Origin of the sequence: Pseudomonas sp. NPDC089569 (genome assembly GCF_050280625.1) — a bacterium.
GTDB lineage: Bacteria > Pseudomonadota > Gammaproteobacteria > Pseudomonadales > Pseudomonadaceae > Aquipseudomonas.
The window spans coordinates 39,579-60,844 of record NZ_JBNNVQ010000028.1 but is presented as its reverse complement, the minus strand read 5'-3'; the positions used below and the strand labels follow the sequence as shown (position 1 = coordinate 60,844).

At 60.0% G+C, this 21,266-nt stretch carries 17 protein-coding genes and 2 pseudogenes; 7 read left to right on the top strand and 12 right to left on the bottom strand.

Annotated features, from left to right (window positions below):
* Positions 1 to 71: 71 nt before the first annotated feature.
* Positions 72 to 830, top strand: a pseudogene (gene sucC, locus ACQKP2_RS14165) (ADP-forming succinate--CoA ligase subunit beta); the annotation flags it as partial.
* A 26-nt stretch (positions 831 to 856) separates the two neighbouring features.
* Here the strand turns inward: sucC and ACQKP2_RS14160 are convergent.
* The 8 genes and pseudogenes from ACQKP2_RS14160 to ACQKP2_RS14125 form a co-directional block, all read right to left on the bottom strand.
* A pseudogene (locus ACQKP2_RS14160) lies at positions 857 to 1,153 on the bottom strand (NAD(P)/FAD-dependent oxidoreductase); the annotation flags it as partial.
* 169 nt (positions 1,154 to 1,322) lie between these two features.
* Positions 1,323 to 2,687, bottom strand: coding sequence for a glutamine synthetase family protein (locus ACQKP2_RS14155; RefSeq protein WP_427577260.1), 1,365 nt, complete (start codon positions 2,685 to 2,687; stop codon positions 1,323 to 1,325).
* 466 nt (positions 2,688 to 3,153) lie between these two features.
* The gene (gene chrA / locus ACQKP2_RS14150; RefSeq protein ID WP_427577259.1) at positions 3,154 to 4,503 is read right to left on the bottom strand and encodes a chromate efflux transporter; all 1,350 of its coding nucleotides are present in this window, start codon (positions 4,501 to 4,503) and stop codon (positions 3,154 to 3,156) included.
* Positions 4,504 to 4,573: 70 nt separating this feature from the next.
* Positions 4,574 to 5,035 carry a molybdopterin synthase catalytic subunit MoaE gene (moaE, locus tag ACQKP2_RS14145; protein ID WP_427577258.1) on the bottom strand — a complete coding sequence of 154 codons (462 nt, stop codon included), beginning with the start codon at positions 5,033 to 5,035 and terminating at the stop codon, positions 4,574 to 4,576.
* A gap of 3 nt (positions 5,036 to 5,038) precedes the next feature.
* Positions 5,039 to 5,290: a MoaD/ThiS family protein gene (locus tag ACQKP2_RS14140; RefSeq protein WP_427577256.1), complete on the bottom strand. Its 252-nt coding sequence runs from the start codon at positions 5,288 to 5,290 to the stop codon at positions 5,039 to 5,041.
* A complete protein-coding gene (gene moaC, locus ACQKP2_RS14135; protein ID WP_427577255.1) occupies positions 5,287 to 5,793 on the bottom strand; it encodes a cyclic pyranopterin monophosphate synthase MoaC in 507 nt (168 codons plus the stop codon). The genes ACQKP2_RS14140 and moaC overlap by 4 nt, the downstream gene beginning before the upstream one ends.
* A gap of 44 nt (positions 5,794 to 5,837) precedes the next feature.
* Complete coding sequence (gene fdhD, locus ACQKP2_RS14130) at positions 5,838 to 6,665, bottom strand: formate dehydrogenase accessory sulfurtransferase FdhD (RefSeq protein ID WP_427577254.1); 828 nt, start codon at positions 6,663 to 6,665, stop codon at positions 5,838 to 5,840.
* A 140-nt stretch (positions 6,666 to 6,805) separates the two neighbouring features.
* Positions 6,806 to 7,696: a LysR family transcriptional regulator gene (locus tag ACQKP2_RS14125; protein WP_427577252.1), complete on the bottom strand. Its 891-nt coding sequence runs from the start codon at positions 7,694 to 7,696 to the stop codon at positions 6,806 to 6,808.
* A 278-nt stretch (positions 7,697 to 7,974) separates the two neighbouring features.
* Between ACQKP2_RS14125 and moaB the strand changes: the two genes are divergently transcribed.
* Positions 7,975 to 8,514 (top strand): molybdenum cofactor biosynthesis protein B, encoded by a 540-nt coding sequence (gene moaB, locus ACQKP2_RS14120; RefSeq protein WP_427577250.1) that lies wholly within the window; start codon positions 7,975 to 7,977, stop codon positions 8,512 to 8,514.
* Positions 8,515 to 8,623: 109 nt separating this feature from the next.
* Here the strand turns inward: moaB and ACQKP2_RS14115 are convergent, their stop codons facing one another.
* Complete coding sequence (locus ACQKP2_RS14115) at positions 8,624 to 9,523, bottom strand: bestrophin family protein (RefSeq protein ID WP_427577248.1); 900 nt, start codon at positions 9,521 to 9,523, stop codon at positions 8,624 to 8,626.
* A 4-nt stretch (positions 9,524 to 9,527) separates the two neighbouring features.
* A complete protein-coding gene (gene moaA / locus ACQKP2_RS14110) occupies positions 9,528 to 10,526 on the bottom strand; it encodes a GTP 3',8-cyclase MoaA (protein WP_427577247.1) in 999 nt (332 codons plus the stop codon).
* A 334-nt stretch (positions 10,527 to 10,860) separates the two neighbouring features.
* On the opposite strand from moaA, the gene ACQKP2_RS14105 reads away from it, so the two are divergent.
* The 4 genes from ACQKP2_RS14105 (at position 10,861) to ACQKP2_RS14090 (ending at position 15,905) form a co-directional block, all read left to right on the top strand.
* Positions 10,861 to 13,185, top strand: a complete 2,325-nt coding sequence (locus tag ACQKP2_RS14105) for an FdhF/YdeP family oxidoreductase (RefSeq protein ID WP_427577245.1) — start codon at positions 10,861 to 10,863, stop codon at positions 13,183 to 13,185.
* Between the two features lie 128 nt (positions 13,186 to 13,313).
* On the top strand, positions 13,314 to 14,735 hold the full coding sequence (locus ACQKP2_RS14100; RefSeq protein ID WP_427577243.1) for a cytochrome ubiquinol oxidase subunit I: 1,422 nt from the start codon (positions 13,314 to 13,316) through the stop codon (positions 14,733 to 14,735).
* Between the two features lie 17 nt (positions 14,736 to 14,752).
* Entirely contained in the window at positions 14,753 to 15,769 is a 1,017-nt protein-coding gene (cydB, locus tag ACQKP2_RS14095) for a cytochrome d ubiquinol oxidase subunit II (protein ID WP_427577241.1), read from the top strand.
* The gene (locus tag ACQKP2_RS14090; protein ID WP_427577240.1) at positions 15,756 to 15,905 is read left to right on the top strand and encodes a DUF2474 domain-containing protein; all 150 of its coding nucleotides are present in this window, start codon (positions 15,756 to 15,758) and stop codon (positions 15,903 to 15,905) included. Before cydB ends, ACQKP2_RS14090 begins: the two co-directional genes overlap by 14 nt.
* A gap of 126 nt (positions 15,906 to 16,031) precedes the next feature.
* Here ACQKP2_RS14090 and ACQKP2_RS14085 read toward each other — a convergent pair whose 3' ends face one another.
* A complete protein-coding gene (locus ACQKP2_RS14085) occupies positions 16,032 to 16,883 on the bottom strand; it encodes a CAP domain-containing protein (RefSeq protein WP_427577239.1) in 852 nt (283 codons plus the stop codon).
* Between the two features lie 142 nt (positions 16,884 to 17,025).
* Here ACQKP2_RS14085 and ACQKP2_RS14080 point away from each other — a divergent pair, with 142 nt between their 5' ends.
* Positions 17,026 to 17,652 (top strand): cell wall hydrolase, encoded by a 627-nt coding sequence (locus ACQKP2_RS14080; protein ID WP_427577238.1) that lies wholly within the window; start codon positions 17,026 to 17,028, stop codon positions 17,650 to 17,652.
* 29 nt (positions 17,653 to 17,681) lie between these two features.
* Here ACQKP2_RS14080 and ACQKP2_RS14075 read toward each other — a convergent pair whose 3' ends face one another.
* Complete coding sequence (locus ACQKP2_RS14075) at positions 17,682 to 21,188, bottom strand: hypothetical protein (protein WP_427577237.1); 3,507 nt, start codon at positions 21,186 to 21,188, stop codon at positions 17,682 to 17,684.
* Positions 21,189 to 21,266 lie beyond the last annotated feature (78 nt).

The following is a 21,266-nucleotide window of genomic DNA, read 5'->3' as shown; positions in this document are numbered from 1 at the left end:
GATGCGTGCGGTGCTCAACCCCCACACCCTGGAAAAGATGCCCACGGTCAAAGCCTGGCTGCAACATGCGAGCTCACGACACTCCAGAAAAAATTCTGAAAGCCACTATCGATCCACTGGTTGGCGCTCAGCCATTCCAGGGTCGCGAGCTGGCATTCCAGTTGGGTCTGGAAGGCAAGCAAGTTGCCCAGTTCGCCAAGATCTTCGTAGGTCTGGCCAAACTGTTCCAGGATCACGATCTGGCCCTGCTGGAAGTGAACCCGCTGGTGATCAAGGCTGACGGCGATCTGCACTGCCTGGACGCCAAGATCAACATCGACGCCAACGCCATGTACCGTCAGCCAAAGCTGAAGACTTTCCACGATCCGTCGCAAGACGATCCGCGCGAAGCGCACGCTGGCAAGTTCGAACTGAACTACGTGGCGCTGGAAGGCAACATCGGTTGCATGGTCAACGGTGCCGGTCTGGCCATGGGTACCATGGACATCGTCAACCTGCACGGCGGCAAGCCAGCCAACTTCCTTGACGTGGGCGGCGGTGCTACCAAAGAACGCGTTACCGAAGCCTTCAAGATCATCCTGTCCGACACCAACGTCGCTGCAGTACTGGTCAACATCTTCGGCGGCATCGTTCGTTGCGACATGATTGCCGAAGGCATCATCGGCGCAGTGAAAGAAGTCGTCGTGAAAATCCCGGTTGTTGTTCGCCTTGAAGGCAACAACGCTGAGCTGGGCGCTAAAGTACTGGCAGAAAGCGGTTTGAACATCATCGCTGCTACCAGCCTGACCGACGCTGCTCAACAAGTCGTTAAAGCTGCGGAGGGCAAATAATGAGCGTCCTGATCAATAAAGACACCAAAGTTATCGACCTCATCGCCGAGGGTGCGGCGCATCTGCTTGCGCATCGCTTCGTCGCCCGAAAGGCTGCCGGTGACCTGGCCGCCGTTGCGCCCGGTGGCGCCCCAGCCGATCTTGTGGCTTTCGACAATCGCGACCTTCAGGCCTTTTTCAGCCAGCTCGACGGCGGTGGCGACGCCGGTGAAACCGCCGCCGATGATGACCACGTCAACCTTGTGCCGACCTTGCAGGGTCGGGTAGTCGGTTTCCTGGTTGAGGGTGGCGGTGTAATAGGAATTGCAGCGTTGTTGAGTCATGACAATGTCCGGGGAAATCTGGGAGTGATTCGATGCACCCTCTGTAGGAGCGAGCATGCTCGCGATGGACGTCAACGGTTACGCTGGCTGTCTGACACCCAGCGGCGTTCTTCAGTCCATCGCGAGCAGGCTCGCTCCTACAGGGATTGGTGTTGAATGGCGAAACGGCTCAGGCTTCGGTCAGGTACCAGCGCCAGTCCTGCTCGCCCACTTCGGCCATGAACTGCCGGTATTCGGCACGTTTGACCGCCAGATAAACCCCGAGGAATTCCTGCCCCAGTGCATCCCGTGCCCAACTGGAGTTTTCCAGTGCCGTCAGCGAGGTCAGCCAGTCGGTGGGCAGCAACTGCTTGGCTTGTGCGTAGCCGTTGCCTTCGACCGGTTCGCCGGGATCGAGGTCTTCGCTGATGCCGCGATGAATGCCGGCCAGGATCGCCGCAGCCGCCAGGTACGGGTTGGCATCCGCGCCGCAGATACGGTGTTCGATGTGGCGGCTGTTGGCCGGACCGCCCGGCACGCGCAGGCTGACCGTGCGGTTGTCGACGCCCCAGGTCGGCGCCAGCGGTGCATAGCTGTTGGCCTGGAAACGCCGGTAGGAGTTGGCGTTGGGGCAGAACAGCAGCAGCGAGTCGAGCAGCGAGGCCAGCATGCCGCCGACAGCGGTGCGCAGCAGTGGGGTTCCGGCCGGATCTTCGGATGCAAACAGATTGCGGCCTTCGGCATCGGCGATGCTCACATGCATGTGCATGCCGGTGCCCGCCAGGTCATCGAAGGGCTTGGCCATGAAGGTGGCGCGCATGCCGTGCTTGTGGGCGATGGCTTTCACCAGGCGCTTGTAGCGCACCGCCTGGTCCATCGCGAGCAGGGCATCACCGTGTTCCAGGGTGATTTCCACTTGCCCCGGGGCGTACTCGGAAATCGCCGTGCGTGCCGGAATGTCGTGCAGTTTGCAGGCCGCATAGAGGTCGGCGAGGAAGGGTTCGATCTGCTCCAGTTCGCGCAGGCCGTAGACCTGGGTGTGGCGCGGTCGGCCACCATCGGCGTCCAGTGCCGGTTGTGGTCGGCCGTTGTGATCGCGCTTGGCATCGAGCAGGTAGAACTCCAGTTCACAGGCCATCACTGGGTAGTAACCCTCGGCTTTCAGACGGTCGATCACCTTGATCAGCAAGTGGCGCGGATCGGCGATGCTCGCCGGCATGCCTTCCTGCGGGTGCATGCTGACCTGTACCGCCGCCGTTGGAATCTGCCGCCACGGCAGGCGCACCAGGCTGCCTTCAAGCGGATAGGCGCGGCAATCGATATCGCCCACATCCCACACCAGGCCGGAGTTCTCGACGTCCTCGCCCTGCACGGTCAGGCCGAGAATGGTGCTGGGCAGCGGGCGGCCGCTTTCATATACCGCCAGCAGTTCTTCGCGGTGCAACAGCTTGCCGCGCGGCACGCCGTTGGCATCGAGAATGAACAGCTCGATCATGTCGATATCAGGGTTGTTGGCCAAAAAGCGTTGGGCATCTTCAAGGGCTGCGAATTTCATTGTTCGTCACTCACGTTGGCGTCCCGTGGACGCGCGGATTCAGGCCACGAAACGACGACGGACGAAGATCCGGTGCGTTGTGGCAGCGATAGCGAAAAAGAGAGGGCTCGGAGAAAGAATCAGCCGAGCAGGAGGCTATCCGGCGGACGTGCGGAGTGACGCAGTTTTGAGCGGCGCAGGGCCATGGGCAGGTTGACGATGCGTTTCATGCGCCAATACCGTCCATGGCCAACAGCGAGGTGGCCAGTGTCGAGACTTCCAGCAAGGGGTGCTCTGACGGTGAAGTACGCATGACTCGTCTTTCCAGCAGGGAAAATCGTCGGAGGCAGTCGAACTGCCATCCGGGAGTGACTGGATACTAAGGGGTGAACGTTACGCAAGTAAATATCTAAAAACGACATGATTTGCGTAATGCGCAAAAAATACCCACATAAAAACAATAAATGCGCAACAAAGTAACCGTGTTTTAGCGCATCAGATAAATGCTCAGTCCCGCCAGTGCGCAGCCGATCAGCACCTCGATCACCGTGCGCTTGAACCGGAGCAGGGCGATGGCGGCTGCGATGGCGATCAGCAATGAAGGCCAATCCAGTTGCGCGCCCAAGCCCTTGGGCCAGAGTACGTGGTAAGCGAAGAAGCACGCCAGATTGAGAATCACGCCGACCACGGCCGCAGTAATCGCCGTCAGCGGTGCGGTGAAGGTCAGTTCGTTGTGTGTCGATTCCACCAACGGTCCGCCCGCGAGGATGAACAGGAACGAAGGCAGGAAGGTGAACCAGGTCACCAGCATCGCCGCGACCGCACCGGCAACAAATGCCTGCTCCGGGCCGAACACCGGATGGACATAGGCGCCGATGAAGCCGACGAAGGCGACGATCATGATCAGCGGGCCGGGGGTGGTTTCACCCAGCGCCAGGCCATCGATCATTTGCGTCGGCGTCAGCCAGCCATAGTGGCCGACCGCGCCTTGATACACATAGGGCAGCACGGCGTAAGCACCGCCGAATGTCAGCAACGCGGCCTTGGTGAAGAACCAGCCCATCTGCGTCAGCGTGCCTTCCCAGCCGAACAGGGCAGTGAGCGTGGCCATCGGCAGTGTCCACAACAGTGCGCCGATGAACAGCAGACGCAGCAGTTTCCCGGTTTTGAAGCGGGCGTGTGCGGGGGGCGGCGTGTCGTCGTCGATCAGGGCGGGGCCAAAGGATTTTTGCGCAGCACCGTGGCCACCGGTCCGGAAGCTTTCCGGTGCCAGGCGCCCGCCGGCGTAACCGATGACGGCCGCGCCCAGCACGATCAGCGGAAACGGCACGTTCAGGACGAAAATGGCCACGAAAGACGCGGCGGCAATGCCCCACAACCAGGCGTTTTTCAGCGTCCGGGAACCGATTCGATGCGCGGCCTGGACGACGATGGCGGTGACCGCAGGCTTGATGCCATAGAACAGGCCGGTCACCACCGGCACGTCACCGAAGGCGATGTACACCCAGGACAGGGCGATCAGAATCAACAGCGACGGCAACACAAACAGCGCGCCGGCGATCACGCCACCCCAGGTGCGGTGCATCAGCCAGCCAAGGTACGTCGCCAGCTGCTGGGCCTCGGGACCGGGCAGCAACATGCAGTAGTTCAACGCATGCAGAAAGCGTCGCTCGGAGATCCAGCGACGGCGCTCGACCAGTTCCTGATGCATGATCGAGATCTGCCCGGCCGGGCCGCCAAAACTGATGAAGCCGAGCCTGAGCCAGAAAATGAAGGCTTGCCGCAGGCTGACAGGGGCGGGTTTGGACAATGGCTGATCGGCAGGTGTGAGGCTCAAGCGTGGGTCCTTGTGCAGAAGCGCCGTGAGCCTGAAACAGTAGCCATGATGCAGCGGTTTGGATAGTCGGTTATGGCGGTGTCACTTCCCAGCGCTTGATGGCGGATCGGTCGCTGTCGCGGGCATCGACCCAGCGCGAGCCATTGCTCAGGTCTTCGCGCTTCCAGAACGGGGCGTCGGTTTTCAGGTAGTCCATGATGAACGCGCAGGCATCGAAAGCGGCATGGCGGTGCTGGCTGCTGACGCCGACAAACACGATGGGCTCGCTGATCGACAATTGGCCGATGCGATGCACCACCGTGACCGCCTTCAATGGCCAACGGGCCTTGGCATCGTCGATGATCCTGTGCAGGGCGCGTTCGGTCATGCCGGGGTAGTGCTCCAGAAACAGGCCGGCCACGTCCTGGCCGGCATTGATGTCACGCACGTAGCCCACGAAGTTGACCACGGCTCCGACACCAGGGTCGTTGGCGCGCAGGCTGTCGATCAGGCGAGCGGTGTCGAACCTTTTGTACTGGACGCTGACGCTCATGTTTCAGCCCCCGGTGACCGGTGGGAAAAAGGCGATCTCATCGAAGTCTTCTATCGCCTGGTCCGGTTGGCACAATTGCTGGTTGAGTGCGCACATCAGGTTGCGTTCCCCGAGCACGTCGTGCCACACCTCACCGCGAGCCATCAGCAATCGGCGCACGTCCTCGATGGTCTTGAGGCCTGTCGTCAGGGGCAGCTTTTCACCCCCAAGGTCCAGTTGTTCTCGATAACGGGCGAAGTAGTTGATCAGTATCATTGCGCGTCCTCGTAAATGAATTGGCCTGAGCGACCCCCTTGTTTGGCGAGCAGGCGGATATCGTCGATGACCATGCCACGGTCCACTGCCTTGCACATGTCGTACAGGGTCAGGGCGGCCACGCTGACGGCGGTCAAGGCTTCCAGCTCGACACCGGTCTGGCCCTCGACCCTGCAGGTGCCGACGATTTTCACGCTGTCCGGCGGGCAGGCCTTGAGCTCGACGCGGATCGAACTGAGCAGCAGCGTGTGGCACAGCGGGATCAGCTCACTGGTTTTCTTCGCCGCCATGATCCCGGCGATGCGCGCCACGGCAAACACATCGCCCTTGGGGTGGCCGTCGCTCTGGATCAGCGCCAGTGTCTGTGGGCGCATGCGTACCCAGGCCTGGGCCCTGGCTTCGCGTTGGGTCGATTGCTTGTCGCTGACATCGACCATGTTGGCGTGGCCCTGGCTGTCGAGGTGGGTCAAGCCACCGGGCTGTGTATCGGAAGGGGTTGTCACGGGTTACTCCTGCGCCGGTCAGCGCGGTTGATCGTCTGGAGGCATCATGCCGGGCTGTAAATGCGCGGTGCGTTGCGATGGGGCACATGGATCAGGTTGAGGCGATGCCGGATGGCCCACTGCACGGTCAGTGCGGTCGGGGCCGACAGGCTGACCAGCGTGCCGAGCCTGGCCCTGACCGCCTTGTGAATGAGTTCCAGGCTGCAACGGCTGGTGACCACGGTGAAGCCCACGCGAGTGTCGATGCCGGCCTGCTGCAGGGCGCCGATCAACTTGTCCAGCGCGTTGTGGCGACCGATGTCCTCACGGCAGATCAGCGCGTTGCCGTGTGCGTCGAAGTACAGTGCCGCATGCAGCGCACCGCTGCTGCGGGCCATTTGCTGGGCCTGTTCGATGCGCTCGCGAATGCCGCTGAACTGTTGCGCCGGGGGCAGTGCGACGGGTTCCAGAATCTGCAGTTTCGGCAGGGCCTGCTCCAGGGCTTGTACACCGCACAAACCGCACCCGCTGGTGCCGGCCATTTGTCGACGATGATTTTTCAGGGCCCAGAACGCCCGGTTGGAAATCTGCACATCGGCCTGGACGGCCTGATCAAAATGGCTCAGGCGCACATCGTGGATTTCACTCTGATCCTTGACGATGTCGTTGCTGACGCTGAACCCCCGGATGAAGTCTTCGAGGTTGCCCGGCGAGACCATCATCACCGCCTGGCTCAGGCCGTTGTAGGTGATCGCCAGGGCAATCTCCGCCGCCAGTGCGGCATGCGAGAGGGGCAGGCCGTTTTCGTACTCGCGAAAGTTAACGTTCAGTGGCATCGGTGCCGGGGCGTTTGTTTCACTCTCATCAATGGATTGTTCAACTGGACACACCATGAAAAGTACCTCGGAACGCTGAATTGAGTTCAGGCTACGGGCAACTTGTTAGTGCGTCCAATCGCTTGTTCCGATGCACTGATTGGTGATGTCTATCGCTCTGTCAAAGTGATCTCTACTTATATTTGTTTAATGAAGGATCAGTGCTTTTGAGCAAATAACTGTTTGGCTTCGGCGAAACACTTCTCGGCAATCGCCGAGCGCGGTTCGGTCTTGCGCATCACCAGGCCCAGAGGCGCGAGCACGCTGGCATCGGGCAGTTCGATGAACGACAGGTGCTCGATAGGCTCTTCCAGTCCGCTGTCCAGCGGCATGACGGCGCAGCAGAAGCCTTCGTGAATGGCCTGCAGCAGCTGGTAAGTCGAATCGCTTTCCATGATCGGCTGCGGGTTGAGCCCCCGGCTGCGGAAGCTCAGGTCGATGGACTTGCGGTAGTGCATGCCGTTGCTGAGCATGCCCAGGGGCAGTTCGGCGGCATCTTCCCAGCTCATCTGGGGGCTGTCGAAATGGAAGTGGCGGGTGTCGTACAGCAGGCCGACGCGGGTCTCGCCGATCTCGAAAAACTCGAAGTAGTTGGGATTGACGTGATCGAGGTAGCACACGCCGAGGTCCAGTTGATTGTTGCCCAGGCTCTCGATGATCTGGTCGGAACTCAAGGAAGACAGGCTGAACTTGAGTTCGGGAAAGCTGTGGGACAGGCCCTTGATGTAACTGACGGGGTTGAAGCTGCTCAGCGGCACCAGGCCCAGGCGCAGGTTACCCACCAGTTGGCCGCGGCACGCTGCGGCTTCGGCGAACAATCCGTCGTGGGCCGCCAGCAGGGTCTTGGCCCAGGCCAATACCCGTTCGCCGGCCTGGGTGAATCCTTCGAAACGCTGGCCGCGGGTGACCAGTTCGAGGTCCAGTTCATCCTCCAGGTTGCGCAGGCGCATCGACAGGGTCGGCTGGGTGATGTGGCAGCGCGCGGCGGCCTGGCCGAAATGGCGGGTCTGCTCCAGGGCGATCAGGAACTTGAGTTGTTTGATGTCCATGACGGCACCTGCTGCTGGAAGGGAAGAAGAGATAAGTATTGTCGCGGGTGCCCAGGACACAAGTCGGGCAAGGTGCGGGGAAAGATCCCATTGTCTTTGGATATCGTCCAATCGTTGCTGTTTAAGAGGTTATCGATGGTCTCTATCAATGAATGTTTTTTAACTGGAGAAGGTAATAGACAGGCTCGATAGTGCGGTCGATTAGAGTGATTAGACAGCACTTGTTCGGCAGTCTTAGTCTCTGGAAGTTAGTTAATCGATACCTGCCGGAGAGTCCCATGAGTGTTAAACCGGATGCATTGTTTATACCGTTGAATATTGCCGTGCTGACGGTGAGTGATACCCGTGAATATGCCAACGACACGTCCGGCCAGTTGCTGGTCAGTCGTCTGCTGGAGGCGGGTCATACGCTCAGCGAGCGCAATTTGCTCAAGGATGATCTGTACAGGATCCGCGCGCAGGTGGCGACCTGGATTGCCGATGACAACATCCAGGTCGTCCTGATCACCGGCGGCACCGGCTTCACCGGGCGCGACAGCACACCCGAAGCGGTGGCTTGCTTGCTGGACAAACAGATCGAGGGTTTCGGCGAGTTGTTCCGGGCAATCTCCATCCTCGACATCGGCACCTCGACCGTGCAGAGCCGGGCGCTGGCCGGGTTGGCCAATGGCACGTTGGTGTGCTGCCTGCCCGGCTCCACCGGTGCCTGCCGCACGGCCTGGGAAGGCATTCTTGCCGAGCAACTGGACGCGCGGCATCGCCCGTGCAATTTCGTCCCGCACCTCAAGTCCGTGCAGGCCTGCGGGTCACGCGGCTAAGTGGGAGGGCTTCAACAGGGTGTCATGACTTGATGCCCTTTTCGCGAGCAGGCTCGCTCCCACAAGTGCAGATCCCTTGTGGGAGCGAGCCTGCTCGCGAGGCGGTCGATCAAGTCAGCACGAAATCCACCGGCTCCAGCAGTGGCGGCAGTTCGGTCGCGCCCAGTGCCGCCAGGACATCGCGCTCGATGATGCGCACCAGCGCATCGGTGGGCAGCTGGTTTTCACCACGGCCGAACGGGTCTTCCAGCTCATCGGCAATCGCGTCCAGACCGAAAAAGGTGTAGCTGACAATGGCCGTGAAAATGGGTGTCAGCCAGCCCAGGGGTTCGGCCATGGCAAACGGCAGCAGAATGCAGAACAGGTAGATGGTCCGGTGCAGCAGCAGGGTGTAGGGAAACGGCAACGGCGTGTTTTTGATCCGCTCGCAAATGGCTTGCACCTGGGTCATGCGGGTCAGGTGATTGGCCATGAGCGTGAAGCGCCATTCATTGATCGCGCCGGATTCGGCCAGTGCCGAGCACTGCTGGCCCACCTGCATCAGTATGCGCCCGCAGAGGTCTCCGGCGTTGTTCCTGGGCACCGGGTCGAGCCAGGGCCCGCTGGCGGCCAGTTCATTGTCCTTGCGCAGCCGGGCATTGAGCGCGTGGGCGAAACCACACAGGTTGCCGAGCAGGCGGTGGCGTTCATTGTTGTCCTTGATGACCTGGGTTTCCCGCGCCAGTGAGCGGATTTCCACCAGCAGGTCGCCCCACGCCTTGCGCGCTTCATACCAGCGGTCATAACAGGCGTTGTTGCGAAAGCTCATGAAGATCGACAGCGACAGGCCCAGCAGTGTGAAGGGCGTGGCGCTGACCTTGGAGAAGTAACTCGAATGCCAGGTTTCGACGAAGACGATGGCCGAGGCCAGCAGCGTCACCATCAGGCTGCGCCAGGCGATGCGCTTGGCAATCGAACCCTTGAGCGACGTCAGGACGCCGATCAGATTGGGCTTGGGTCTGACGATCATGGTTTCAGCCGCCTGTCATGTTCATGAAGCGCACGACCTGCACATCATCGTTCACTTCAAAGTTGTGCCGATAAGGCTTGAGCTTCATCGCTTCGATAATAGCGCTCTCAAGGCGTTCAGGCTGTCCGGGATGGCTGCGCAATACGGCCTTGAGATCGGCGCTGTGTTCGTTGCCCAGGCACAACAACAGACGACCTTCCACAGTCAGCCGCACCCGATTGCAGGTGCCGCAGAAATTGTGGCTGTGGGGCGAAATGAACCCCAGGCGAATATGCGGTGCCTCGGCCAGGCGCCAGTAGCGCGAAGGGCCCTGGGTCGACTCGGCGGAGTCCATCAAGGTGTAGCGTTGGGCAATGCGCTCACGAACCTGTGCGCTGGAAAAGAACGACTCTGCGCGGCTGTGTTCACTGATGCTGCCCAGCGGCATCTCCTCGATGAAGGAAATGTCGAGGTTGCGGTCGATGGCGAAGCTCACCAGGTCGTTGATTTCGTGATCATTGCGGCCCTTCATCACCACGCAGTTGAGTTTGGTATTGCGAAAACCCGCCTTGCCGGCGGCATCGATGCCCTTGATGACCTGTGCCAGATCGCCGGTGCGGGTCAGCTCACGAAAACGCTGCGGGTCCAGGCAATCGAGGCTGATATTGAGGCGCTTGACTCCGGCCTCGAACAGGGGAACGGCAAGCCTGGCCAACTGCGAGCCGTTGGTGGTCAGGCACAATTCGCGCAGGCCGGGCAGGGCGGCGATCTTGCCGCACAGTTGCACCACGCCTGGACGAATCAGTGGCTCGCCCCCGGTCAGGCGGATTTTGCGGGTACCCAGCGCGACGAAGCGTTGCGCCACCTGGTAGATCTCTTCCAGGGTCAGCACCCGTTGGCGCGGCAGGAATTGCATGTCTTCGGCCATGCAATACACGCAACGAAAATCGCAGCGATCGGTGACCGACATGCGCAGATAGTCCACGCGCCTTGCGAACCCATCGATCAAGACTCGTTCCGACATGACGTCCTCACTTGGCAGTGCACGCAACTCATGGATAGTGCGCGATTAACGGATTTGTTGAGCGCAGGCTAAGAGCAACTTCAAGGGGCGTCCAATCACTATTAATAACCGGTTGATCGACAGGCTCTATGATGAACTTCTTTTATTCGAAAGTTTGTTTTTTAGTTTCGTAACTATTTGATGTTGTTATAAAAATATCCGTGATAGATCGTTTCGATAATGCGGTCATTAATAGCGATTAGACAATATTCAAACCCGATTCATATCCTTCTCTCGCAGTTTGATCAACGACCCCGATCGGGTCGAAGCCTGTGTGCATTGTCGGAGAAGCAGCATGTCTCAAGTCGACCGTTACAAACCCTACAAAGGTGCCGCCGCCGGTTGGGGCGCGCTCATCGCCGTCACCAAGAACTGGCTGGGCAGCGAAAATGCCCTGAAGAACATTCGCATGATGCTCAAGACCAACCAGAACGGCGGCTTCGACTGCCCCGGTTGCGCCTGGGGCGAGTCGCCGGAAAACGGCATGGTCAAGTTCTGCGAAAACGGCGCCAAGGCGGTGAACTGGGAGGCGACCGGGCGCTTGGTCAACCCGGCCTTCTTCAACAAGTACAGCGTCTCGACCCTGGCCGAACAAAGCGACTACTGGCTGGAGTATCAGGGGCGGTTGACGCATCCGATGCGCTACGACGCAGCCACCGATCGTTATGTCGAGACCACCTGGGATGAAGCGTTCGCCCTGATCGCCCGGCATCTCAATGCCCTGGAGTCGCCGAACCAGGCCGAGTTCTACACCTCGGGCCGGGCCAGCAACGAGGCGGCGTTTCTCTATCAGCTGTTCGTTCGCGCCTATGGCACCAACAACTTTCCCGATTGCTCCAACATGTGCCACGAGGCCAGTGCGGTCGCCATGATCGAAAGCCTGGGCGTGGGCAAGGGCACCGTGGTGTTTGACGATCTGGAACATGCCGACGCGATTTTCGTGATCGGCCAGAACCCCGGCACCAACCATCCGCGGATGCTCGAACCGCTGCGCGAAGCGGTCAAGCGCGGGGCCCAGGTGATCTGCATCAACCCGCTCAAGGAGCGTGGCCTGGAGCGTTTCCAGCATCCGCAGCACCCGATCGAAATGCTGCTCAACGGTTCTGAACCGACCAACACCGCGTACTTCCGCCCGGCGCTGGGCGGCGACATGGCGATCATGCGCGGCATGGCCAAGTTCCTCTTGCAGTGGGAGCGCGAAGCCCAGGCCACGGGTGGCGAGCCGGTGTTCGACCACGCGTTCATCGCCGAGCACACCTCGGGCCTGGACGCCTATCTGGCCGAGGTCGATGGCACCGCGTGGTCACACATCGAGCAGCAGTCGGGCATGTCCCTGGCCGATATCGAGCTGGCTGCGCGCATGTATGCCCGGGCCGAACGCGTCATCATGTGCTGGGCGATGGGCCTGACCCAGCACACGCATTCGGTGCCGACACTGCAGGAAGTCATCAACCTGATGTTGTTGCGCGGCAACGTCGGTCGCCCCGGCGCCGGTCTGTCCCCGGTGCGCGGCCACAGCAACGTGCAGGGCGACCGCACCATGGGCATCAATGAACTGGCGCCCACCGAGCTGCTCGATGCGCTGGAAGAGCGTTTTTCCTTCAAGCCGCCACGGGAGCATGGCCACAACACGGTGATGGCGATCTCGGCCATGGAGCAGGGGCGGGCCAAGGTGTTCATCGGCCTGGGCGGCAACTTCGCCCAGGCCACTCCCGACACCCCGCGCACCCACGCCGCGCTGCGCAATTGCGAGCTGACCGTGCACATCGCCACCAAGCTCAATCGCAGCCATCTGGTGACCGGTCGGGAGGCGCTGATTCTGCCGTGCCTGGGCCGTACCGACATCGATATCCAGGCCGAAGGACCACAGGGCGTCACCGTGGAAGACACCTTCAGCATGATCCACATTTCCCATGGCCAACTGAAACCCAAGTCCAAACACCTGCGCTCCGAACCCGCGATCATTGCCGGGATCGTCGCCGCGACACTGGGCAATCATCCGATCGACTGGAATTGGGCCGTCGGTGACTACAGCCGTATCCGCGACCTGATCGCCGAGACCATTCCAGGCTTCGAGGACTTCAATCGCAAGTTGTTGCATCCCGGTGGTTTCTACATGGGCAACAATGCGGCCGAGCGCATCTGGAAAACCGCGAGCGGCAAGGCGCAATTCACCCCGAGCGTGTTGCCTGCACACCTGATCAGCGAAGGCGTGCGCAATCTGCCGGTCAAACCGCATCTGATCCTGCAGACCATGCGTTCCCACGATCAGTACAACACTACGCTCTACGGTCTCGACGACCGCTATCGCGGGGTCTATGGCATGCGCGACGTGGTGTTTGCCAATGAGCAGGACATCCGCCGGCTCGGCTTCGAGCCGGGGCAGAAGGTCGATCTGGTGGCGCTGTGGGACGATGAACGTGAGCGTCGGGTCAGCGGCTTCACCCTGATCGCCTATGACATCCCGGCGGGGCAGGCCGCAGCGTATTACCCGGAGACCAACCCGCTGGTGCCGCTGGAAAGCTACGGTGACCGCACGTTCACGCCGACCTCCAAATTCGTCGCCATCCGGCTGGAAGCGGCCCGTGCAAGCAGTCTGATTTCCACCTCGGCTGCCTAGCGAATGCAGGGCGCCGCTTGCGCGCCGTCCTGCTGAAGTTTTTTCGAATTGTGTTGGCTGCAGGCCCCACGGCCTGACGGTGGCCCGGCCGTGCGCCACCGTTTTGCAGCGACGATGAGGATTTCGACATGTTCAATCTGCAGGCACTGGACCTGGCGCGGATACAGTTCGCGTTCACGGTTTCGTTCCACATCATCTTTCCCGCCATCACCATCGGGCTGGCGAGTTTCCTGGCGGTACTCGAAGGGCTGTGGCTCAAGACCCGCAACGATACTTACCGGGATCTCTATCACTTCTGGTCGAAGATCTTTGCCGTCAATTTCGGCATGGGCGTGGTTTCCGGTCTGGTGATGGCCTACGAGTTCGGCACCAACTGGAGCCGTTTTTCCGATTTCGCCGGCAGCATCACCGGTCCCCTGCTGACCTATGAAGTGCTCACTGCATTTTTCCTCGAAGCCGGGTTCCTCGGGGTGATGTTGTTCGGCTGGAACCGGGTAGGGCGGGGGCTGCACTTTTTCTCGACGGTGATGGTCGCCATTGGCACCTTGATCTCGACCTTCTGGATCCTGGCTTCCAACAGCTGGATGCAGACACCCCAGGGCTTCGAGATCGTCGATGGTCGCGTGATGCCGCTGGACTGGCTGGCCATTGTGTTCAACCCGTCGTTCCCGTACCGCCTGGCGCACATGGCGATCGCCGCGTTCGTGGCCACGGCGTTTTTTGTCGGCGCCTCGGCAGCGTGGCATTTGCTGCGCGGCAATGACACCCGGCAAGTGCGCAAGATGCTGTCGATGGCGTTGTGGATGGCGCTGATCGTCTGCCCGATTCAGGCGGTGGTGGGCGACGCTCACGGCTTGAATACCCTGGAGCATCAACCGGCGAAAATTGCCGCCATTGAAGGGCACTGGGAAAACAACGGCAGCGAAGCCACGCCGCTGGTGCTGTTCGGTGTCCCCGACATGCAGGCCGAGAAGACCCGCTTCGCCGTCGAGATTCCTTATCTGGGCAGCCTGATCCTGACCCATAGCCTGGACAAGCAGATCCCGGCGCTCAAGAGCTTCCCCAGGGAAGACCGGCCCAATGCGACGGTCATTTTCTGGAGCTTTCGCGTCATGGCGGGCCTGGGCATGTTGATGGTGCTGGCCGGAGTGCTGGGCCTGGTGTTGCGGCGCAGCGGCGCGATCTACCGCCATCGCGGCTTCCTGCGCCTGATGCTGTGGATGGGCCCCAGCGGCCTGATCGCCATGCTGGCCGGCTGGATCACCACCGAAGTAGGGCGTCAGCCCTGGGTGGTGTATGGCCTGCAACGCACGGCCAATGCCGCCTCCAACCACAGCGTCACGCAGTTGAGCCTCTCGCTGGCACTGTTTGTGGTGATCTATTTCTCGGTGTTCACCGTGGGCATCGGCTACATGATGAAACTGGTGCGCAAGGGGCCGCAGCCGCATCACGGTCATTCGGTGCAGGACCATGGCGCGCAAGTGGTCACGCCACGCCGGCCATTGTCGGCGGACGCCGAAGTCCTCGAAACCGACGCCCGCGTCAATTGAAGAAGGGGAGTTGAGACATGGGTATTCAAGGTATCGACTTGTCGCTGATCTGGGGCGTGATCATCGCCTTCGGCGTGATGATGTACGTGATCATGGACGGCTTCGATCTGGGCTTGGGCATTCTGTTCCCCTTGATCCCGGATGCCAGGGAACGCGATGTGATGATGAACACGGTGGCGCCGGTCTGGGACGGCAACGAGACCTGGCTGGTGCTGGGTGGCGCGGCGCTGTATGGCGCGTTTCCGCTGGCCTATTCGGTGATTCTGGAAGCGCTGTACCTGCCGTTGATCCTGATGCTGTGCGGGCTGATTTTTCGCGGTGTGGCCTTTGAGTTTCGCTTCAAGGCCAGCCCGGAAAAACGTCATGTCTGGGACATGGCGTTCATTGGCGGTTCGCTCTTGGCGACGTTCGCCCAGGGTGTGGTGATCGGCACTTACATTGCCGGCATCCCGGTGGTCGACCGGCAGTTTGCCGGTGGCGCGCTTGACTGGCTGGCGCCGTTTCCGCTGTTCTGCGGTGTCGGGCTGATCGTGGCTTACGCCTTGCTCGGCAGCACCTGGTTGCTGGTCAAGACCGAAGGCATGCTGGAGTCGAAGATGCGCCTGTTCACCCGGCCCCTGGCCTGGTTGCTGCTGGCGGTGATCGGGGTGATCTGCGTGTGGACGCCACTGTTGCATCCGCAGATTGCCGCACGCTGGTTTGCCCATGCGCACCTCGCGTTGTTCGGTGCACTGGTGGTGCTGGCCCTGCTGGCGATGTGCGGCCTGCTCAAGACGTTGCGCCAACGCCACACCCATTGGCCGTTCGCCTTCACGCTGATGCTGGTGTTCCTGGGCTACATCGGCCTGGCGTTCAGTATCTGGCCGAACATCGTCCCGCCCTCCATCAGCCTGTGGTCAGCGGCGTCACCGGCCACCAGCCAGTTGTTCATTCTGATCGGCGCGCTGTTCATTCTGCCGATCATCCTGATGTACACGGTGTGGAGCTACTACGTTTTCCGCGGCAAAGTGAGGATTGGCGATGGCTACCATTGATAGGCAACAAGCGGCACCGGCACCTTGGTATAGGCGAGTCGGGTGGCTGGTGGTGATCTGGTCGGGGAGTGTGATGGCGTTGGGGGTGGTGGCCGAGGCATTGCGCCTGTTGATGCACGCCGCCGGGATGCGGTAGGAGCGAGCAGGCTCGCGATGGAGGTCAACGATAACGCGGGTAACCTGATACCCCGCGGAGCCCTGTCGTCCATCGCGAGCTTGCTCGCTCCTACAGGTTTTTGGGTGTTCGCCTGCTGCCCGTTTTTTATTGGGCGCCGAACATCACCGTCCAGTAGATCCCCGCGTCGCTCTTCGGATCGGTTGCATAGGCCGCACCCAGTTCCTTGAATTGCGGGTTCATCAGGTTGGCGCAGTGTCCGGGGCTGGCCAGCCAGCCATCGATCACCTTGCGCACGCTGTCCTGCCCGGCGGCGATGTTTTCACCGATCTGCTGGAAGTCGTAGCCGGCCAGTTCCGCACGATCGCCCGGGGTGCGCCCGTCGCGGTCCTTGTGATCGAAGTAATTGTTGTTGGCCATGCTGCGCGACTGGGCTTCGGCCGCGCTTGCCAGCGTGGCATTCCAGGCCAGTGGCGTGGTGGCGGCGAAGGATTGCGCGCCGCATTGGCGGGGGCGAGAACGCTCAGTATTGAGTTCGGCGAGCATTTTCTGGCCTTCGGCCTGCCAGTCGCCCAGGCGTGCGCTCAGCAGTGGCCGGGCGACGACGATGCGCCACTGGTTATCCTGGCGGCTGACGCCGACATCGACGAATTGCGGGTCCAGCACGATCTGGCAAAAACTTTCCTGGATCGCCTTCATCGCCGCCGCTGCATCGCGCGGCCCGCCCAGGCTGATCGCCTGCACGTTTTTCATCGGATACCCGGCCGTGGCCATCGTCTGCTGCAAATTGACGGCACCGGCGGCGCTCATTACAAGGCGCGGATCGGCCGCCAGTGGCGGCAGCTCCGAAGAGACCTGGCCGGCGCAACGCTGCACCTGGCTGCGATACTGGTTGATCGCTTCGATCAGTTGCAACTCGTCGCTCGCCAGCGCCGTGGCGGCGAACGACAGACCCAGTGAAACAACGGCAAGACGCACAGCGGATGACAGGAAATGCATGGAAATCCTCCTTGAGCGGACTGTGCCCATCATGCGCGAAATGCCCCCCTGCAAGGCAATGCATTTTTCCGCGATCTTGCACCCGGGATGCAATCATTTCACTACTACACTGAACCGATACTGCCCGCCGAGTCATCCGATCATGCGCCAGCACTGGATAATCACCTGCCTTGTCCTGACACTGCTTGCCGGCCCGGCCCTGGCCGACGAACAGGAGCAAAAGCAGAAAGTCGCCGAGGACAAGGCCGAAGTGCTGGAGCAGAAGGCCGCGCAAAAAGACAAACCCCCACCTGCGCCCGCGCCCAAGTCCGAAGCCATTACCCAGTCCGAAGTCCAGGCCGTCGACCCTGCCGGTGTCGCGCCGATGGATGACGCCATCACCTGCCTGGCCCGTTCCATCTATTGGGAAGCCAAGGGCAAGGAAGCGGCCGACATGGAGGCGGTCGCCAACGTGGTCATGAATCGCCTGGGCAAAGAGGGTTTTCCCGACACGGTGTGCGGCATCGTCAAGCAGGGTTCGGAAACCAAGAGCTGCCAGTTCTCCTGGTGGTGCGACGGCAAATCCGATTCGGTGCAGGAAGAAGCGCCTTACGCGATGGCCAAGGAAATCGCGCGCAAGGCGCTGAACAAGCAACTGCCGGACCGCACCGGCGGGGCACTGTACTTCCATGACCGCACGGTGCATCCGGATTGGGCCAAGGAGTACATCAATACCGTGGATATCGGTTTGTTCCGTTTTTACAAGCCCAAGGGCGGGGATGCGAAGTAGTGCAGACCCGCCTGGCCGTTGCCGGGCCACTAGAACTTCGCATAGTTCAGGGCATCGACAATCGCCGAACCGCCCAGGCCCGTCAGCGATAACAGCAACGCCCTGACCAGAGGTTCTTCGGAATAGCGCGAAAACGATCCGGTATTGAGCGTTGCGACGCGCTCGCGAATCATGCGGAATTTGTCGTAGTAGGGTGTGTCGGCAGCTGTTTCCAGCAAGTAGGCATCTATACGGAGCAAGGCTGTAGTGCGAGCCTTTTCCGCTGCCCGGCGCAGGGACAATGCGGAAAAAAGCAGGATCAGCGCAGTGAGCAGGTAGGTGATTACGATGCTCGGTGGTGTCGGCCAGTTATCGAACAGGCTGCTGCGCGAGGCCAACAGGATCAACATGACCAGTGTCGGGGCATAGATGAGACGACTGACGGCGGAGGTGCGCTTGGCGATCAGGTGTATGTCCACCCATTCGTCGATGCAGGGATGTTCAAACACTCCGAAGATTTTCTTGTGCTCAAGCTGCAACGTACCTGACCAGATTGCATGATGGTCACTCAGATGCCGGATGAACCGCTTAAGCAGAAGATTGGCATCGACCACCCAGAACACCAGAAGCTGAAAGGCCAGGGTGGGAACCAGCCAGCTCACCATCCACACTATCGATTCGCCGCGCACAGGAATTCTCTCCATTGGCCAGACAACGAAAAGCACGCTGGTGACGACTACGAAGATCCAGGTTGCCAGCAACGACCTGAGCATTCTTGCGCCGAAAGATCCGCAAACGCAGTGTTCACGCCAGAACGCCAGAACAGAAATTTTCTTGCGCCCGTCTGCGCAAACCTGGGCCGTCCTGTAGGTTCGTGACCAGTCTTCATTGGTTCTGAGCAATGGGAAAAAGATGTACATCAGCCCATGCCCAATCTCTTTGCACCATTGACGCGCTGTCCAGCCTTTGTCTTTTCCTCGGCGAATGAAACTTGAAATCTGGCCACACAAACTCACCTTGTGTTTGCGCGTCTGCATGCGCAGATGGAAGCTGGTTTCGATTTCGGCGGTGTTCACCCGCAGATTGCGCCAACCCCAGGCCAGTGCCGACAGGGATATGAGAACCGCGGCCAGCCGCAGCGCAACAGTCGGCCATGCGCTGATGCCCTCGAACAGGAACATCGGTTCTCCCAACCCCTCTCCGGTCAAGGTGGTACGCATTTGGTACGCCAGCATCAGGGCAAGGATGAAGACAACGAGAGGAACAACGATGTACCAGGTCGAGGCGTCGTAAACACGCATCGCTGTCCCCCCGACCGATTCGTCCGCGAGCAGTTTTTGTCTTTCCGAGCGCCGGACCAGATTCGAGGACACGATCCCTAGCAGGATCGATGCGAAAGAGAGCCAAAGAAACTCGGCATGCCAGAAACGAGTGGCGATGAATGCGCAAATGGCCGCGGTGATATACAACGACAAGGGGACCCCTCGAACCCAACGATGCGCAGAATTGCGGTCATCCAGCGGGGCTTCGATCCACCACCAGACCATGAACGCAGCGAGTATGAGCAGTGTGATTGCCAAAGGGCCGGCCCAGAAAAACGATTGGGCATTCTTGAACTGATTGCGAATGGCCTGGGACGTTTCGGGGTAGGGTGGCGGCGATTGATCCTGAAGGCATCGCAAAGCCATCAAGTCATGGGGGCGCAGGTTCTGCTCGGATCGCGACAGCAACGTCGGTGCTTCGCAATTTGCCGGACGGTTGCCGGTCAGCTGACTTGCCAGTGGTATAAAGCCGCTGATGCCGATTTCATAGATGCCGGGCGAGAGTAGCTCCGATTTTGAATAATCGAATTTGGCCCGCTTGGCATCAAATGGTTGTGGTGCCAATGCTGCAAGTACCGAAACGAATACCGCACTTTGCAGGCTATCGCGAAACGGTGGCACGTCCTGTTGCAACGCGCGTGTCAGGGTCAGGCCATACGGCGCGGCCAGTATCAGGTTGCGGGTGGTTTCTGCCTGACCCCGTTGCAACATGCGTGCGTCGAGATCAGTGGAAAAATAAAGTTTGTAGGGCATTCGGCTCTTGAGCGCCTGTAATGCCAATAGTTTGTCGTAGGCATCGACGCCCAGAATGCCGATGGCGCCGATACCGCTTTCACCGTTGCGTTGATAGTTCGCATCCACTTGTGCGATGTGGTCGGCCAGGCGACGCAGGTAATCAAGTTGTGAGTTGCCGTCGGCTTTCTCCAACGGGCTGAGATCGATCTTGGTGGGGTCTTTGCTGTCTTTGCCGGTTTCGGTGACATTGGCTTTGTCACCGGCCTCTTCCGGGAGCCGACCATCCAGGCCACGTAGATAGCTGTAGCGCAGAATCCACTGGTTGACACCCGCCGTTTCCTTTTCATCGCGAAGGTTGGCATCCTTGACAACCTGAGCCTTGAAGCTTTCGATCAGCGCCCGGCTGTAAAAACTGTCCCACTCGGAGATCAGTGCGATGCGATTGGCATTGTGCCAGCGAGGTTCCTCACAATTGGCCCCGACTCTGCTCACATTACCCTTGTTGCAACGCAGGGCAGTGGCGGGATCAACATGGCGCAGTCTCAACTCATCGAGTAAAAGTTGTGTCATGGTGCCGTCGTCGCTGACGGTACGCAGCAATTTCATGGGGGTGTGGTCGGACGATTTACTACTGTCCTGACCTTTTTCAGGAATATTTATCGTGCTCTTGAGAGTCTCGTAGTCGGCAGTGGCTAGCGGTGAGTAAATCTCGATATCGGGACTCGCCTTGTTTTCTGCTTCCTCCTGGTACATGTCACGCAGGACAGTCGAGGTTGCCGGACCGATGACTTTGAGAATGGTGTGATTGTCGGGTGGACTGGTGCAAGTGGTGTGTATGCCGTAATCCGCTCCGAGCATACAGGCAAGGCTTTTACGTAATTTATCCAGGTTCAACAGTGGCTGAGAGAGCAATGCATCTTGTTTCAGCCAGAACACGATGGCCTGGTTGGCGGGGGGAGCCGTGCTTTCGGAAGGCATCGGATCGAGTCGATTGGTCTCGAAGGTTTCATAAGGAATGTCGAGAACGCCTTCCTGCTGCGGATCATTGGCGGATAGGTTCCTTGAGAGCCTCAAGCAATGAATGTACTGCTCTTGGGCGGGCACTCTGTGGGAGTTTTTGAATCCTGCCAAAAGCGCATATCGCATGCGCCGTCGTTGCTCGACTTCATCGGCGTAGGGGCCACCTTCAACCAATGCGACCATGATATCCGGCGTAGCGGTTTCTCCCGGGAGACGGGTGATGGTGGGGCTGCACAGTTTGTCGGCTTCGGCCTGGCTGATCGCCTTGAGCTTTGTGCGATAACGCTCCAATGCATCGAACGGGTCTTGCCATAACCGTGCTTCGATGGGCAACTGCGCCTGGAATTGCGCGCCGACGGGGCGCGGCTCCAGGAACGGGGCGCGGGTCAATGCAAAAGTCGATATCACCAGGCTGAGGATCACTGCACTTCCCGGCAGCCAGAAGGCCAGGTTAGTACCTGAATCCTTGTTGTTATCCATGGCCTTTCCCTCAGGTGGCCGACTATTACTAATTATGTATAGACTGAATTAACCAAATGGTTCACGCTGCCCTTCCAA

Coding starts and splice junctions, on each gene's coding strand:
- ACQKP2_RS14080 (WP_427577238.1), top strand. CDS start 17,026: ATGCGCCAGCACTGGATAATCACCTGCCTTGTCCTGACACTGCTTGCC.
- fdhD (WP_427577254.1), bottom strand. CDS start 6,665: ATGGTGTGTCCAGTTGAACAATCCATTGATGAGAGTGAAACAAACGCC.
- ACQKP2_RS14125 (WP_427577252.1), bottom strand. CDS start 7,696: ATGGACATCAAACAACTCAAGTTCCTGATCGCCCTGGAGCAGACCCGC.
- moaE (WP_427577258.1), bottom strand. CDS start 5,035: ATGAGCGTCAGCGTCCAGTACAAAAGGTTCGACACCGCTCGCCTGATC.
- ACQKP2_RS14075 (WP_427577237.1), bottom strand. CDS start 21,188: ATGGATAACAACAAGGATTCAGGTACTAACCTGGCCTTCTGGCTGCCG.
- ACQKP2_RS14100 (WP_427577243.1), top strand. CDS start 13,314: ATGTTCAATCTGCAGGCACTGGACCTGGCGCGGATACAGTTCGCGTTC.
- ACQKP2_RS14115 (WP_427577248.1), bottom strand. CDS start 9,523: ATGATCGTCAGACCCAAGCCCAATCTGATCGGCGTCCTGACGTCGCTC.
- ACQKP2_RS14085 (WP_427577239.1), bottom strand. CDS start 16,883: ATGCATTTCCTGTCATCCGCTGTGCGTCTTGCCGTTGTTTCACTGGGT.
- moaB (WP_427577250.1), top strand. CDS start 7,975: ATGAGTGTTAAACCGGATGCATTGTTTATACCGTTGAATATTGCCGTG.
- moaA (WP_427577247.1), bottom strand. CDS start 10,526: ATGTCGGAACGAGTCTTGATCGATGGGTTCGCAAGGCGCGTGGACTAT.
- ACQKP2_RS14140 (WP_427577256.1), bottom strand. CDS start 5,290: ATGATACTGATCAACTACTTCGCCCGTTATCGAGAACAACTGGACCTT.
- ACQKP2_RS14105 (WP_427577245.1), top strand. CDS start 10,861: ATGTCTCAAGTCGACCGTTACAAACCCTACAAAGGTGCCGCCGCCGGT.
- ACQKP2_RS14090 (WP_427577240.1), top strand. CDS start 15,756: ATGGCTACCATTGATAGGCAACAAGCGGCACCGGCACCTTGGTATAGG.
- cydB (WP_427577241.1), top strand. CDS start 14,753: ATGGGTATTCAAGGTATCGACTTGTCGCTGATCTGGGGCGTGATCATC.
- ACQKP2_RS14155 (WP_427577260.1), bottom strand. CDS start 2,687: ATGAAATTCGCAGCCCTTGAAGATGCCCAACGCTTTTTGGCCAACAAC.